The sequence below is a fragment of the Novosphingobium bradum genome, from assembly GCF_042646485.1.
In the GTDB taxonomy this organism is placed as follows: domain Bacteria; phylum Pseudomonadota; class Alphaproteobacteria; order Sphingomonadales; family Sphingomonadaceae; genus Novosphingobium; species Novosphingobium bradum.
The window spans coordinates 261,483-276,153 of the sequence record NZ_JBHRTQ010000004.1 but is presented as its reverse complement, the minus strand read 5'-3'; the positions used below and the strand labels follow the sequence as shown (position 1 = coordinate 276,153).

Here is a 14,671-nt window from a genome sequence, read left to right as displayed (position 1 = left end):
TTGGCCGCGGAGGCTTGTTCCATGCACATCGCACCTGAAATCCGGGCCTTGATCACCGATCCGGCCCTGCTCGAACGCGCGCAGGCGCGGCATGGCGCCGCTCTCGCCGCCTGGCAGGCCAGGCCTGGGGGCGCGGCGGTGCTGGACGCCTTCGCGGCTTTCGCCGGCGGGGCCGATCTGGCCCGCTGCCCGCCGCTGGCCGCCCTGCTGGGTGGCCAAGGCGGCGCGGCTAAGGCCTTCGTCGATCGGCTGGTCGCGGCCCTGCTGCCGGCCATCGCCGCCGAACCCTTCGGTCACGTTCCGCTGCGCCACCAGTCCACGCCCGCCTCGGCCACGCTGCTGCTGGCCCAGGAGCGCGGCGCCACGCTGACCCTGGTCGTCGTCGCCGGACCGGCCCTGGCGAAGATGCCCCCGGCCCGCTCGGTCGCCTTTGCCCCCAGCGAGGAATGGGACGTGGTCCTGGCCGGCAGCGGCGAGGGCCGGCTGGTCGAGCGCCGCGCCGATGACAGCCTCGTCCAGCACCGCCTCGCCCTGGCGCCCGGCGTGGCGCTGGGCCGCGATGTGGAGCGCGAGGCGCTGCTGGTCGATCGGGTGCCCGGCAGCCTGGTCCTGCTGCGCCTGGCCCGGCGCCGGGCGGGTGCGGTTCCGGTGCGCGAATACGAATTGGCCGGCGGCGCGCTGATCCACCAGGCCGCCTCCGATCCGCGCGAGAGCCGGATGGAGCTGGCGATTACCCTGCTGGGCCGGATGGGCCGGGCCGATGCCGCGCCCGAACTGGCGGCGATCGCGCTGGAGGCCGGGCGCGGCGACAGCCTGCGCTGGCAGGCTTTGCGCGAATGCCTGGGGCTTGATACCGCCGTCGGCTTCCGCGCGCTCACCGTGCTTGCCCGCAGCGCCGAGGACGCGCTGGCCGTGCCCGCCGGCGCCCTGCGCGCGCAATTGCTCGAAAACTATCCCGTCCTCGCGGAGCTTGAACCATGCCCTGCCTGATCGACGTGGCCGACGAGGCCGCCTGCTCGCTTGGCGATTGCGCCGCCGCGCTGGATGCCGTGCCGTTTGATCCGGTCGATCCGGAAAGCCTGTCCCATGCCGCGCTGTGGCTGCGGCGGCTGGGCAACAACCGCGATTTCCTGGGCGATGTGCTGGTCGAATCGCTGAGCGCCCGCCACCGCGACGAACCGGCCCAGGCCTATGGCCCGCAGGTGATCATGCTCACCGCGCCGGGTTCCTCCTCGTTCCTGCGCTGCGCGATCTGGCCGGGCGCGGGCGAGGGCGTGCTGGGGGCGAGCGGCCAGGAAAGCTTCGTCTACGGCCTGCCCCACGATCACAACTTCTCCTTCCTCACCCACGGCTATTTCGGCCCGGGCTACTGGAGCGAGTTCTACGAATACGACTACGACGGCGTGACCGGCTGGGCCGGCGAGGCGGCGCATCTGCGCCCCATGGGCCGGCACCGCCTGGAGTCTGACCGGATCATGCTCTACCGTGCCCATCGGGATGTGCACCTGCAATTGCCGGCCGATGCGCTGTCGGTCTCGGTCAACGTGATGCACGCGGTCCCGGCGATCCGCTGGCTCGATCAGTACACCTTCGACGTGGAGCGCGGGACCATCGCCGCCAATGTCGATTGCGGCCCGTCCGAGAGCTTCCTGCGCCTGGCCGTCGCGCTGGGCGGGGACGAGGCGCTGGACCTGGCCGAACACTTCGCCCGCCGCCACCCGAGCGATCGCCTGCGCGTCACCGCCTGGGACTCGCTCGCCGCGCGCGAGACCGACCTTGCGCGACGCGACGCGATCTGGGCCGTGGCCGAAGGCTCGGGCAGCCGGATGGTGGAAATGGAAGCCCGCGCGCGCCGTGGGGTCATCGCGGTTCCGGCGTGATCGGGCCTAGGGGCTGACGGGCCGCATGGCCCGCAGCAGGTCCACCGCCGCGCGCGCGATCGGGTCCAGCCCTTCCGTCCCACCGCCCAGGAGCGCGGCCTTCATTCGCGGGTCCCAGTAGTCGGCGAGGTGGCGGGCGGTGGCCTCTGCCGCCGCGTCCGGGCCTTGCGCGGCCAGGTTGCGGGCGATCTGGTTGGCCATGTAGTGGAGCCGGGCCTTGTCCATGGTCACTGATCCGCCGTGGTGATGCGCCGGCTCTTTTCCGACCAGCTGGCATAGCTTTCCTGCCACTCGGTCGGGCCGTTGCTGGCGGTCACCTGCACCGCGGTCACCTTGTATTCCGGGCAATTGGTGGCCCAGTCGGAATATTCGGTGGTGACCACGTTGGCTTGCGTGGCGGGGTGGTGGAAGGTGGTATAGACCACGCCCGGCGCCACCCGGTCGGTTACCGCGAGGCGCAGCGTGGTCTCGCCGGTGCGGCTGGCGAGGCGCACCCAAGCGCCGTCCTTCAACCCCCGGTTCCCGGCGTCAAGCGGGTGCATCTCCAGCAGGTCTTCCGGGTGCCACACGGTATTGGCCGTGCGCCGGGTCTGCGCGCCGACATTGTATTGCGAGAGGATGCGGCCCGTGGTCAGCAGCAGCGGATAGCGCGGCCCGGTCTTCTCGTCGGTGGGGACATAGTCGGTCACCATGAACCGGCCCTTGCCCCGCACGAAGGCATCGACGTGCATGATCGGGCTGCCATCGGGGTGCGCGGCGTCGACCGGCCATTGCAGCGAACCTTCCGCCTCGAGCCGGGCATGGCTGACCCCGGCAAAGGTGGGGGTCAGCCGGGCGACCTCGTCCATGATCTCGCTCGGGTGGGCGTAATTCCAGTCCAGCCCCATGGCCCTGGCCAGTTCCTGGGTCACCTCCCAGTCTTCCAGGCCATTGGCCGGCTCCATCACCTTGCGGACCAGCTGGATGCGGCGTTCGGCATTGGTGAAGGTGCCGTTCTTTTCGAGGAAGGTGGAGCCGGGCAGGAACACGTGGGCGTAGTTCGCGGTCTCGTTGAGGAACAGGTCGTGGACGATGACCAGGTCCATCGCGGCCAGGCCCGCGGCAACGTGGTGGGTGTTGGGATCGCTTTGCAGGATATCCTCGCCCTGCACGTAAAGCGCCCGGAACGAGCCATCGAGCGCGGCATCCAGCATATTGGGAATCCGCAGGCCCGGCTCGGGATCAAGGCGCACGCCCCAGTCCGCCTCGAAGCTGGCGCGCACTTCGGCGCCCGCGATGTGGCGGTAGCCGGGCAGTTCGTGGGGGAAGGAGCCCATGTCGCAGCTGCCCTGCACGTTGTTCTGGCCCCTCAGCGGGTTCACCCCCACGCCGGGGCGGCCCACGTTGCCGGTGGCCATGGCCAGGTTGGCGATGGCCATGACCGTGGACGAGCCCTGGCTGTGCTCGGTCACGCCCAGGCCATAGTAGATCGCGGCGTTCGGCCTGCTTCGCTCGGCTGAAGCCCAACCTGGCCCGCCCGTGGCATAGAGCCGGGCCGCCGCGCGCAGGTCGGCGGCGGGCACGCGGGTGACCGGTTCGAGCGCTTCGGGCGAATGGCGCTCCTGCCCCACGAAGGCGGCCCAGTGCTGGTATTCGTCCCAGTCGCAGCGCTCGCGCACGAACGCTTCGTCAGCCAGACCTTCGGTCACGATCACATGGGCCATGGCGGTCAGCACGGCGACATTGGTGCCCGGCTGCAAGGCCAGGTGATGGGCGGCCTCGATGTGGGGGCTGCGAACCAGGTCGATCCGGCGCGGGTCGATCACGATCAGCTTCGCGCCTTTTCGCAGCCGCCGCTTCAGGCGCGACGCGAAAACCGGGTGCCCGTCGGTCGGATTGGCGCCGATCACCATGACCACGTCGGCCGCTTCCACGCTGTCGAAGTCCTGCGTGCCCGCGCTGGTCCCGAAGGTTTTCGACAGGCCGTAGCCGGTGGGCGAATGGCACACCCGCGCGCAGGTATCGACATTGTTGCTGCCAAAGCCGGCGCGCACCAGCTTCTGGACCAACCAGACCTCCTCGTTGGTGCAGCGGCTGGAGGTGATCCCGCCCAGCGCGCGGGCGCCGTGTTGCGCCTTGATCGCGTTCAGCTTGGCGGCGGTGAAGGCCATGGCCTCGTCCCAGCCCACCTCGCGCCAGGGTTCCTCGATCGAATCGCGGATCAGCGGCTTGAGCACCCGGTCGCGGTGATTGGCATAGCCCCAGGCGAAGCGGCCTTTCACGCAGGCGTGGCCGCGATTGGCCTTGCCGTCCTTCCACGGCACCATGCGGACCAGCTGCTCGCCCTTCATTTCGGCGCGGAAGGTGCAGCCCACCCCGCAATAGGCGCAGGTGGTGACCACCGCGCGCTCGGGCTTGCCGATCGCGGTCACGGCCTTTTCCTGCAAGCTGGCGGTCGGGCAGGCCTGGACGCAGGCGCCGCAGCTCACGCATTCGCTGGAGAGGAAATCGTCGGCCGCCTGGCCCGCCGAAACCGCCGAGGCAAAGCCGCGCCCGTCGATGGTCAGCGCGAAAGTGCCCTGCACCTCGTCGCAGGCGCGCACGCAGCGCGAACAGACGATGCACTTGGCGGGATCGAAGTCGAAATAGGGGTTGGAGCCATCCACGCCCGCGCCAAGGTGATTGGCCCCGGCATAGCCGTGGCGCACGTCGCGCAGGCCCACCTGGGCCGCCGTGTCCTGCAACTCGCAATCATTGTTGGCGCTGCAGGTCAGGCAGTCGAGCGGGTGGTCGGAGATGGTGAGTTCCATGATCGAGCGGCGCAGCCGGGCCAGCCGCTCGGTCTGGGTGTGGACCACCATGCCGGGTTCCGCCGGGGTGGTGCAACTGGCCGGGGCGCCGCGCCGGCCCTCGATCTCCACCAGGCACATCCGGCACGAACCGAAGGCCGCCATGGAATCGGTGGCGCACAGGCTGGGAATGGACCCGCCGCACAGCGCGGCGGCGCGCATCACGCTGGTTCCGGCCGGCACGCTCACCGCGCGCCCGTCGATGGTCAGCCGCACCGAAGGCTCGCCGGCGACCGGCGGCGTGCCCAGGTCGGCCTGCGGTTCATAGGACATCCGATCTCTCCACCAGCGCCGTTTGGCCGCGCTGTCCGGTCTGGCGCGCAACATAGCCGATCGCGGGCCGCGCCGCAGCGACAATTCCACTCTAGCCGATCCGCGCGCGCCAACCTATGCCATGCGCGGTCGCGCCCCAGACTGGAGTTTTGCCGATGAAGACCCGCGCCGCCGTTGCCTTTGCCGCCAGGCAGCCGCTCGAAATCGTCGAGCTGGATCTCGATGGCCCCAGGGCGGGTGAAGTGCTGGTCGAGATCATGGCCACCGGCGTGTGCCACACCGATGCCTATACGCTCGACGGGTTCGATTCGGAGGGCATCTTCCCCTCGATCCTTGGCCATGAAGGCGCCGGGATCGTGCGCGAGGTCGGCCCCGGGGTGACCAGCGTGAAGCCGGGCGATCACGTGATCCCGCTCTACACCCCCGAATGCCGCCAGTGTAAAAGCTGCCTGTCGGGCAAGACCAACCTGTGCACCGCGATCCGCGCCACGCAGGGGCAGGGCTTGATGCCCGATGGCACCAGCCGGTTCAGCTACAAGGGCCAGACCGTTTTCCACTACATGGGCTGCTCCACCTTCTCCAACTTCACCGTCCTGCCCGAGATCGCCGTGGCGAAGATCCGCGAGGACGCGCCGTTCAAGACCTCGTGCTACATCGGCTGCGGGGTGACCACGGGGGTGGGCGCGGTGATCAACACCGCCAAGGTCCAGGTGGGCGACAACGTGGTGGTCTTTGGCCTCGGCGGGATCGGTCTAAACGTGATCCAGGGCGCGCGGCTGGCGGGCGCCGGCAAGATCATCGGCGTCGACATCAACGAGACCCGCGAGGAATGGGGCCGCAAGTTCGGGATGACCGAATTCCTCAACTCGAAGGGCATGAGCCGCGAGGATGTGGTCGCCCGGATCGTGGCCATGACCGATGGCGGCGCGGACTATACCTTCGATGCCACCGGCAACACCGAGGTCATGCGGACCGCGCTGGAAGCCTGCCATCGCGGCTGGGGCACCTCGATCATCATCGGCGTGGCCGAGGCCGGCAAGGAAATCTCCACCCGCCCGTTCCAGCTCGTCACCGGGCGCAACTGGCGCGGCACGGCCTTCGGCGGAGCCAAGGGGCGGACCGACGTGCCCGGGATCGTCGATATGTACATGGCCGGCAAGATCGCAATCGACCCGATGATCACCCACGTCATGGGGCTGGAGGAGATCAACACCGCCTTTGACCTGATGCACGCCGGCCAGTCGATCCGCTCGGTCGTCGTCTACTGAGAAGGGGTTAATCCACCGCCAGCGCGCGGGCGCCGGCATCGCCCAGCCAGCGCGCGCCGATGCCCCAGATCCGGCTGACCAGCGCGGGGTCGAGCGCAAGGTGCGGCGGGCCATCGGCGGCGACCTGGCCGCGGTCGAGCACGATCACCCGGTCGGCCCGGTTCATCGCCGTGGCGAGATCGTGCAGCACCAGCACCACCCCGCGCCCGGCCTCGGCCTGGGCGCGCAGGAGGCGGACCAGCGCGGCGGCGTGGGACAGGTCGAGATTGGCCAGCGGCTCGTCGGCGAGCAGCCAGGCCGGTTCGCCCGCCAGCACCCGCGCGGCCAGCGCCCGCGCGCGTTCCCCGCCCGAAAGGCGCGAGACGGGGCGGGCGGCCAGCGGGTCCAGGTCCATCGCCGCCAGCGCCCGGGCGATCGCGGCCTCGTCCTCGGCCGCGCTCGCATGGGCGCGGTGGAGGGGGGAGCCTTGCCAGGGGAGGCGCCCAAGCGAGACCAGCGTGCGAACGGAAACGTCCCAGGCCACTTCCGGGCTTTGCGGCAGGTAGCCGATGCGCCGCGCCCGTTCGCGCGGGGGCAGGTGGTCCAGCGGCGTGCCGTCGCCGGTCACCATGCCACTGGCGGGGGCGAGCAGGCCCGACAGGCAGGACAGCAGGCTTGATTTGCCCGCGCCGTTGGGGCCGACGATCGCGGTCACCTCGCCCGGACGCAGGGCCAGGCTCACGCCGGCGAGGCGGCCGGGCAGGACGAGGCTTGCGGCGCGCAGGTCCATCAGCCCAGCCCCCCGTCGCGGGCCGGGGCGCGGCGCAGGCGCAGCAGCAGGGCCAGGAAGAACGGCGCGCCGACCAGGCTGAGCGCGATGCCGAGGCGCAGTTCGGTCACCGTGGGCAGGACCCGGCACAGGCAATCGGCCACCAGCAGCAGCAAGGCTCCGGCCAGTGCCGAGGGCACGATCAGGTGCGACGGCCGGCGGTCGGTGAAGGGGCGGACGAGGTGGGGGACCACCAGGCCGACAAAGCCGATGATCCCGGCCACGGCCACGCCCGCGCCGATGGTGAGGCCGATCCCGCCGATCAGCAGCGCCTGCAAGCGGCGGGGGTCGAGCCCGAGCGAACGCGCCGCCATGTCGCCCAGCACCAGCGCGTCCAGCCCCGGTCCGGCGAGGCGCAGCAGGGCTAGGCCCACCAGGGTAAGCGGGGCGGTAAGCCAGACTTCGGGCCAGCCCCGGTCAGTCAGCGCGCCCATCAGCCAGGTGACGATTTCCGAGAGCGCGAAGGGCGTGGGGGCAAGGCTTATGGCCAGGCTCATCAGCGCGCCGGCCAGGCTGGCGATCATCATGCCGGCCAGCGTGAACAGGGCGACGCCTCCGCCGTGGCCATCGGCGTGCCCGGCGATCAGGCTGAGCAGGGCCATGGCCCCGCCCGCGCCGATCAGCGCGAACAGCGGCAGGGCGAAGGGGCTGGCGGCCAGGCCGGTCCACAGGGCCAGCACGGCGCCGAGCGCGGCGGCGGGCGCGATGCCGAACAGGCCGGGATCGGCCAGCGGATTGCGAAGATAGCCCTGCATCGCCGCCCCCGCGCCGCCCAGGCCCGCGCCGAGGATCACGGCCAGCAGGGCGCGGGGCAGGCGCAGGTCGAGCAGGATCAGGCCGGCATTGGCGAAGGGCGGGTGGAGCGGATCGATCCAGACCTTGCCCGCCAGCAGCGAGAGCGGGAGGGCCAGGGCGAGCGCGGCCAGCAGGGCAAGGTTGAGCCGGTTCATGCCGCGTTTCCAGCCACTTGGCGGATTTCGCGCAGGCGCGCGGCGGCGCGGATGATGGTCGGGCCGCCGCACCACAGCAGCGAGGAATCGAGGTGGGCGCGGGTCGTGCCGGTGATCCGTTTCAGCACCGGATGGGTGAGCAGGCGATCCTCGCCCGAGTGGTCGCCGGCGGCGAGGATGACTGCCGGCGGCTGGGCGACGACCCGTTCGAGCGGGAGAAAATCGGCCTGGCGCAAGCCCTTGGCGGCGGCGGCATGGGCAAAGCCGGTGCGCGCCAGGAGATCGGCGATGAGGGTCTGCTGGCCCGGGACGATCCCGCCCGATTGCCAGACCAGCGCCGGAATCCGGCGGCTGTCGGCCGGGCGGGCGGCTGCCAGCGCGGCTTCGATCCGGACGACCAAGGCTTCGCCGCGGGCGGGCTGGCCGGCGAGCGCGGCGATTTGGCGCACCTGGGCTTCGCTCTGGACGACCGACTGCGCGATCGGCACTTCCACCAGCGGAATTCCGAGGCGCGCCAAGGCGTTGCGGGTGGCAGGCGGGGTGAAGGTGCCGGCGATGACCAGCGCCGGGCGCAGGGCGGCGATCTCCTCGACCGTGCCGGACACCGCCGGAAAGCGCCGCGCGGTGGCCAGGTCCATCGAGCTGGAACCGGGATCGCTGCTATAGGCGGAAAGCGCCCTGATCTGCGCTGGATCGGCCACATCGGCCAGGATCGCGTCGGTGCAGGGGTTGAGGCTGACCACACCCGAAGGCGCGCGCTGCAAGGGCGATGCAACCGGGCTGCAAGCGCCCAGCAGCAGCACGCCAAGCAGCGCGCGGCCCATCAGAACCGCGCCTTCACGCCGGCATAGGCCGAACGGCCGGGCGTGCCATAGGTGCGGACGACCTCGTAGGTCGAATCGAGCGCGTTCTCGACCCGGCCGAACAGCTCCACCCTGGCGGTCAGCGGGTAGGAGGCGCGCAGGGCGAGGGTCATGTAGTCGGGCACCAGCTGGGTGTTGGCGGTGTTGTCATACCGCTCGCCGGCATGATTGAGATCGATGCCGGTGACGAGGCCGAAGGCCCAGTGGTAATCGAGGCTGGCGGCGAAGGTGTGGTCGGGCCGGCGGGCGAGCTGCTTGCCGGTGATCTGGTTGCGGGCCTCGCTCCAGGTGTAGGACAGGTTCACGTCGAAGCCCTGCCAGTCGGTGACCTGCATCGCCAGTTCCACCCCCTTCGCGCGCACCTTGCCGACATTGTAGTAGGTGAAGGTGGCGAAGTCATAGTCGATCAGGTTCTGGGTGCGCCGATCGAACCAGCCCAGCGAAATCCGGCCATGGCCGGCGGCGAAGGGTTGTTCCACGCTGGCATCCCAGCCATGCGCGGTTTCGGGACGCAGGGCGGTGAAGCCGGTGTTGGTGTAGAGCTGGTAGAGCGACGGCGCCTTGAAGCCTTCACCGTAGCTGGCGCGCAGGACCGGGCCGGTTTCGCCCGCCACTTCCCAGGCACCGTTGGCCGAGACGGTGTCGCGGTTGCCGAAATCGCGGTGGTGATCGTGGCGCACCCCGCCGTTAAGGGTGAGGCCTGGAAGGGGGCGCAGGGTGGCGCTGGCGAAGGCGCTGCCGATCCGGGTGCTGGCGGCCGAGCCGAAGTTGTCCTTGAAGCGGCTGTATTCGGTTTCCCCACCCAGCAGCACGGTCAGCGCCTTGACCGGGGTGAAGGCCACCTGGCCCTCGACCCGCTCGTTGCGGCCATCGGTGATGTAGGGGCCATAGACGGCATCGTCGGAGACGCGGTGGCTATCGGTCAGGCCATAGCCGAGGCGGGCGGTGAGCCGGTCATCGAGGGCGGTCCAGCGCAGGTTCGCAAAGCCGGTGACATCGCGCTTGGCACCGAAGTTGAGCGCGTCCTTCGCAAAGCCATCGTAGCCGTAGGTCGCGCGGCTGTAGAAGGTGCCGGCATCGGCGGAGAGGCCGCCGCCCAGATCGACCACGGCCTTGAGATTGCCCGAGACGCTCTCGAACCCGTCGCGCTCGGTGGCGCCGCGCGCCTCGCTGAAGGCGGAGAAGCCATCACCCTTGAGCCAGGTGCCGCCGGCGGTGAGGCCGACCGGGCCGACCATGCCCGAGACCGAGGCGCCCAGCTGCTTGCGGTTGCGCCAGCCATATTCGGCCTGGGCGCGGCCCTGCCAGTCGGCGGTGGGCTGGCGGGTGATGAGGTTGATCACGCCGCCGATCGCCCGGCTGCCCCACAGCACCGACTGCGAGCCGCGCACGACCTCGATCCGGTCGAACTGGCCCACCGCGAGGCTGCCGAAGTCGAAGCCGCCGCCGACATCGGCCGGATCGTTGATCCGCACGCCGTCGATGAGGACCAGGCTCTGCGCGTTGTCGGCCCCGCGCACGAAGACGCTGGTCGGCTGGCCGAAGCCGCCCGATGCGGCGACCGCGATGCCGGGCAGGCGCGCGAGCACGTCGACCGCCTGGGTGGCCTGCCATTGTTCGATCTCGGCGCGGGTGACGACGCTGACCGACTGACCCACTTCGCTGAGCGGCGCGGCGATGCGGGTGGCGGTGACGACGATATCGCCCGATGCCGCATCGGCGGCGAAAGCGGGGGAAGCCAGGCCAAGCGTGGCGGCGGAAAGGAACAGCAGGGTCTTCATGGATACAATACTCCCGTCATGAACGAATGCCGTTCATGGCGAGAGGCGCCCGCGCGAAATCGCGGGAGCCACGCTGCAATCCGGTACACCCCGCCCGGCGCGGAACGACCATCACGGGCAGGTCTCCTGGCTCCCGGATCATCGCCTTCCGCCTGCCTTCCCAGCCTGCCCTTGCGGAACCCTGGCCAGTGGCTTGAGCGACGGAACGCTCCCCGGTCACAGTTGCGGGGGCAGCGCGGGAGTTCAGCCCGCTTCCCTCTTAGGTCCGGACCCGATCACTCGGGCCACGGACAACCCATGACGTGGGCGGGCGCTTAGGCCCATTCATGTTGCAGTGCAAGGTGCTGATTCAGAAGGCCGCGCCGGCCAGCGCGTCGATCGCGGCCTGGAGGATCACCGCGGCGGCGGCCGAATCGATGCGTTCGGCGCGTTTGGCCCGGCTCATGTCCTGGTCGATCAGGCCGCGTTCGGCGCCCATGGTCGACCAGCGTTCGTCCCACAGGAGGACCGGCAGGCCGAGCACGGCGAGGTTGCGGGCATAGGCCCGGCTCGACTGGCTGCGCGGGCCTTCGCTGCCGTCCATGTTGAGCGGCAGGCCGATGACGATGCCGCGCACCGAGCGTTCGGCGATCAGTTGCGCCAGCAGCGCCTTGTCGGCCCCGAACTTGCCGCGTTTCAGGGTCTTGCCCGGCGAGGCGAAGCGCCAGCCGGCATCGGCGAAGGCCGTGCCGATGGTCTGGGTGCCAAGGTCGAGGCCGACAAGGGCGCCGCCTTCGGGCAGGGCGGCGCGGAAATCGGCGCTGCTGGTGGTGACCAGCGCGGGGCCGGGGGCGGGTTCGGTCATGCTGCGGGCTTCCATGCGGCGACCCGGGCGGCGGCATCGGCGCGCAGGTTGGCCCAGAACAGCAGCATATCGTAGACGTGGTAATTGTTCCCCGGCAGCACGTACTGGCCCATGTCGGGCGGGGGGCCGATCAGGAGGAAGCCATCGGGCGCGCAGCGCGCGGGGACCATGCCGGGGACCAGCTTGCCGCCCTCCATCGCGGCATCGGGCACCAGGGTGCCGCGATTGCGGCTGGCCGGGGCCATGCCGCTCGTTCCGCCGGTCAGCGGATTGGAGCAGAGGAACGGCGAACCGCCGGGCAGCTTGCCATCGAGCGCGGGGAACCGGCCATAGGCGGCGAGCGTCAGCTTCGGATCGGCCGGTTCGGCATAGGACAGCCATGACATGACGCAGCGCGATTGCGCGGGTGCGGTGCAGGCGGGCAGGCCCATGGCCGGCAGATCATGGGCCAGCGAGACCGGCCAGCCGACCACATAGGCCGCCGCGATCCGGCGGGCGAGCGGCTTGCCGGCCACCTCGTCGCGCAGCAGGCGCTTGAGGTGGAGCGCGCCCTGGCTGTCGCCGACGAGAACGATCGGCTGGCCCGGCGCAATGGCGGCGAGGAAGGCGTGGAAGGCCTGGCGCACATCGCCATAGGCGAGATCGAGCGCGGCCGTGCGTTCGGGCCGATCCGCCAGGAAGGCGCCGAAGGTGGCCTGGCGGTAGCGCGGCGCCCACAGGTCCGGGCTGGCGTTGAAGGCGCTGGCCATGGCGCGCACCAGCATCCGGGCGAGGCGATCGGATTCCTGGCTATCGGCCTGGTTCGCGCCGGCCGGAGCGTTCCAGTGGGCGGCCGACATATAGCTGGTGGGGTGGATGAAGAACACGGCGGCGGGCAGGGGCGCTTCGCTGGTTGCCAGCCCTGCGGGGCGCAGCCGGGCCGGATCTTGCGCCAGGCCGGGGCGCGACAGCCACAGCGCCGGATCGGCATAGGCCGTGGGGGCGAGCGGCGGCCGGGCCTCGAAGCCGTGGCGCGGAACCAGGGCAAGGCCCATCAGGTTGGCGCCATAAAAGGTCAGGGCCAGGCGGCCGGCGAAGACCAGCGCGATGAGCACGGCCATGGCATAGAGGAACTTGCGGGCCATGCGATCAACCCGGGGCCGCCTGGGCAGCGATGCGGGCGATGCGATCGGAGCGGCGTTCGAGCCAGATCTTGATCATCGCCACCAATGGATCGGCGAGCGCGAGGCCGAGGATGCCGAACAGCGCCCCCATCACCAGCTGCGCCCCCAGCACCAGGGCCGGGGCGAGATCGACCGTCTTCTTGGCGACCATCGGCACGATCACGTTGCCATCGATGGTTTGCACCGCGACATAGACGCCGATGCAATAGAGCCCCATTTCGGTCCCGCCGGAAAAGCCGACGAGGACCATGATCGCGCCCGAGAGTGGCGCGCCGATATTGGGGAGGAAGGCGAGCAGGCCGGTGAGCAGGCCGAGCAGGCCCGACATCGGCACGCCCCAGGCCCACAGCAGCAGCCAGGTGCCGACGCCTTCCACGCTCATCCCGATCAGCCGGCCGAACATCAGCATCCTGAGCGACCGGCCCATCAGCCGGGCGGTGCCCTGGAAGTGTTCGCGCGTGTCCATCGGCAGCATCCAGGCCAGTCCGCGCTGGTAGAGCCGGGGTTCGGCGGCGATGTAGATGCCCAGCACCAGGACGAGGAACAGCGTGGTGGCCCCGCCGAGGATGCCGCCCATGATCCGCGTGACATGGCCCACCCCGCCCAGCGCCTGCTGGACGAAGCCATTGAGATCGGCATCCGCGACCTTGATGTGGTGGGCCTGGAGCCAGGCGAGCAGGCGCAAGGTCTGGGCTTCGACGGTGGCGGGCAGTTGCGCGGCCTGGGCGGTGAGCTGGCTGCCGGCGAACCACAGGGTCCACACCAGGAAGCCGGCGCCGCCGAGCAGGACCAGCAGCACCCGCCAGCCGCGCCCGATCGGCAGGACCCGGCCGAGCAGCCGCGCCCCGCCATCGATCATCGCCGCGAAGACCAGCCCCGCGAAGATCACCAGCAGCGGCTGGGCCATGAACACCACGGCGACAACCAGGGTGGCCATGCCGATCCAGATCGCCGCGCGGCGGGCCTCGGCGCGCACTTCGTCGGGGGCGAAGTCGGTCGGCCCGGCCCGGTGGGGCATGGCGGCCTGCGCCCGGGCCGATGGGGCGTGCTTGCCGCGGGGGGCGGCCGGCTGATCGCGTTCATCGGTCATCGGCGGTCTCCCTTGTTGGCCAGGTTCAATGGGCGGGCCGCAGGATCGGCGGGCGCAGGCTGCGCCAGGCGCGATCGCCGCGCAGGGCGCCCCACCAGGTCAGCGGGTTGAGGCGTTCGGTGCCGTTCAACGAGAAGGTGAGAAATTCGGCGCGGCCGCCCACGTCGGACAGCGGGACCGGGCCGCCGAGGCCGTTTTCCCACAAGGGGGCGCGGCTGTCGGCCGAATGGTCGCGGTTGTCGCCCATGACGAAGACGTGCCCCGGCGGGACGGTGATCTCGCGGAAATGGTCGAGCGTCTGGTCGAGGTGATCGATGATCTGGTAGGTCGCGCCGTTGGGCAGGGTTTCGCGGAAGGTGGGCAGCTCATAGACCTCGCGGCCATTGGGCAGGCGCACCCGGTATTGGGCAAACTCGTCATAGCAGGGCTGGGGGCCGATGCCGTTCTCGCAGGTGAGCGCATCGTCGGCGGGGATCCGGACCGGCGGCTCGACGGTCTGCGGGACGCGCTTGCCGTTGAGCACGATCTGGCCATCGACCACGGCGATCCGGTCGCCGGGCAGGGCCACCACGCGCTTGATCAGGTCATCCGTGCGGTTGGGGGGGACGACGATGACGATGTCGCCATATTCGGGCGTGCTGCCCAGCACCCGCCAGGTGCCGCGCGGCGCCACGTGGAACGAGGCGGACGACCAGTTCCAGCCATAGGGCCACTTGGAAACCACCAGCCGATCGCCCACCAGCAGGTTGGGCATCATCGAGATCGACGGGATGTAGAAGGGCTTGGCCACGAACGAGTGGAAGGCCAGCACCGCCAGCAGCATCAGCGCCAGGCCGCGCAGTTCGGCGATCCAGTCGATCCCGGGCTTGGGGGCAGGCTTGTCCTCGGGGGTGGTCACGGTGGGTGGGGCTTCCTGTTCGCGG

The 14,671-nt window shown here is 70.5% G+C and carries 12 protein-coding genes, 1 pseudogene and 1 riboswitch; of the genes and pseudogenes, 3 read left to right on the top strand and 10 right to left on the bottom strand.

The window, feature by feature from the left end; all coding sequences use genetic code 11:
- Window positions 1-21: 21 nt before the first annotated feature.
- On the top strand, window positions 22-990 hold the full coding sequence (locus ACFOD9_RS04760; RefSeq protein ID WP_379508940.1) for a hypothetical protein: 969 nt from the start codon (window positions 22-24) through the stop codon (window positions 988-990).
- Window positions 978-1,880 (top strand): transposase, encoded by a 903-nt coding sequence (locus ACFOD9_RS04755; protein ID WP_379508939.1) that lies wholly within the window; start codon window positions 978-980, stop codon window positions 1,878-1,880. The genes ACFOD9_RS04760 and ACFOD9_RS04755 overlap by 13 nt, the downstream gene beginning before the upstream one ends.
- Before the next feature lie 6 nt (window positions 1,881-1,886).
- Here the strand turns inward: ACFOD9_RS04755 and ACFOD9_RS04750 are convergent, their stop codons facing one another.
- Both ACFOD9_RS04750 and fdhF read right to left on the bottom strand, forming a co-directional pair.
- Complete coding sequence (locus ACFOD9_RS04750; protein WP_379508938.1) at window positions 1,887-2,105, bottom strand: formate dehydrogenase subunit delta; 219 nt, start codon at window positions 2,103-2,105, stop codon at window positions 1,887-1,889.
- 2 nt (window positions 2,106-2,107) lie between these two features.
- Window positions 2,108-4,981, bottom strand: coding sequence for a formate dehydrogenase subunit alpha (gene fdhF / locus ACFOD9_RS04745; protein WP_379508937.1), 2,874 nt, complete (start codon window positions 4,979-4,981; stop codon window positions 2,108-2,110).
- A 155-nt stretch (window positions 4,982-5,136) separates the two neighbouring features.
- Here fdhF and ACFOD9_RS04740 point away from each other — a divergent pair, with 155 nt between their 5' ends.
- Window positions 5,137-6,249 (top strand): S-(hydroxymethyl)glutathione dehydrogenase/class III alcohol dehydrogenase, encoded by a 1,113-nt coding sequence (locus tag ACFOD9_RS04740; protein WP_379508936.1) that lies wholly within the window; start codon window positions 5,137-5,139, stop codon window positions 6,247-6,249.
- A gap of 7 nt (window positions 6,250-6,256) precedes the next feature.
- On the opposite strand, the pseudogene ACFOD9_RS04735 reads toward ACFOD9_RS04740, so the two are convergent.
- From ACFOD9_RS04735 to lepB, 8 genes and pseudogenes are all read right to left on the bottom strand, one after another.
- Window positions 6,257-7,027, bottom strand: a pseudogene (locus tag ACFOD9_RS04735) (ABC transporter ATP-binding protein); the annotation flags it as partial.
- Window positions 7,018-8,007 (bottom strand): FecCD family ABC transporter permease, encoded by a 990-nt coding sequence (locus ACFOD9_RS04730; RefSeq protein WP_379508934.1) that lies wholly within the window; start codon window positions 8,005-8,007, stop codon window positions 7,018-7,020. The pseudogene ACFOD9_RS04735 and the gene ACFOD9_RS04730, both read right to left, overlap by 10 nt.
- Window positions 8,004-8,831 carry an ABC transporter substrate-binding protein gene (locus tag ACFOD9_RS04725; protein ID WP_379508933.1) on the bottom strand — a complete coding sequence of 276 codons (828 nt, stop codon included), beginning with the start codon at window positions 8,829-8,831 and terminating at the stop codon, window positions 8,004-8,006. The genes ACFOD9_RS04730 and ACFOD9_RS04725 overlap by 4 nt, the downstream gene beginning before the upstream one ends.
- Window positions 8,831-10,651: a TonB-dependent receptor plug domain-containing protein gene (locus ACFOD9_RS04720; protein ID WP_379508932.1), complete on the bottom strand. Its 1,821-nt coding sequence runs from the start codon at window positions 10,649-10,651 to the stop codon at window positions 8,831-8,833. The genes ACFOD9_RS04725 and ACFOD9_RS04720 overlap by 1 nt, the downstream gene beginning before the upstream one ends.
- Window positions 10,652-10,750: 99 nt before the next feature.
- Window positions 10,751-10,965, bottom strand: a riboswitch (cobalamin riboswitch).
- Between the two features lie 35 nt (window positions 10,966-11,000).
- Window positions 11,001-11,495 (bottom strand): Holliday junction resolvase RuvX, encoded by a 495-nt coding sequence (gene ruvX, locus ACFOD9_RS04715; protein WP_379508931.1) that lies wholly within the window; start codon window positions 11,493-11,495, stop codon window positions 11,001-11,003.
- Window positions 11,492-12,619, bottom strand: coding sequence for a DUF3089 domain-containing protein (locus ACFOD9_RS04710; RefSeq protein WP_379508930.1), 1,128 nt, complete (start codon window positions 12,617-12,619; stop codon window positions 11,492-11,494). The genes ruvX and ACFOD9_RS04710 overlap by 4 nt, the downstream gene beginning before the upstream one ends.
- Window positions 12,620-12,623: 4 nt before the next feature.
- Window positions 12,624-13,748: an AI-2E family transporter gene (locus ACFOD9_RS04705; RefSeq protein ID WP_379508929.1), complete on the bottom strand. Its 1,125-nt coding sequence runs from the start codon at window positions 13,746-13,748 to the stop codon at window positions 12,624-12,626.
- Window positions 13,749-13,773: 25 nt separating this feature from the next.
- Complete coding sequence (gene lepB, locus ACFOD9_RS04700) at window positions 13,774-14,646, bottom strand: signal peptidase I (RefSeq protein WP_379508928.1); 873 nt, start codon at window positions 14,644-14,646, stop codon at window positions 13,774-13,776.
- Window positions 14,647-14,671 lie beyond the last annotated feature (25 nt).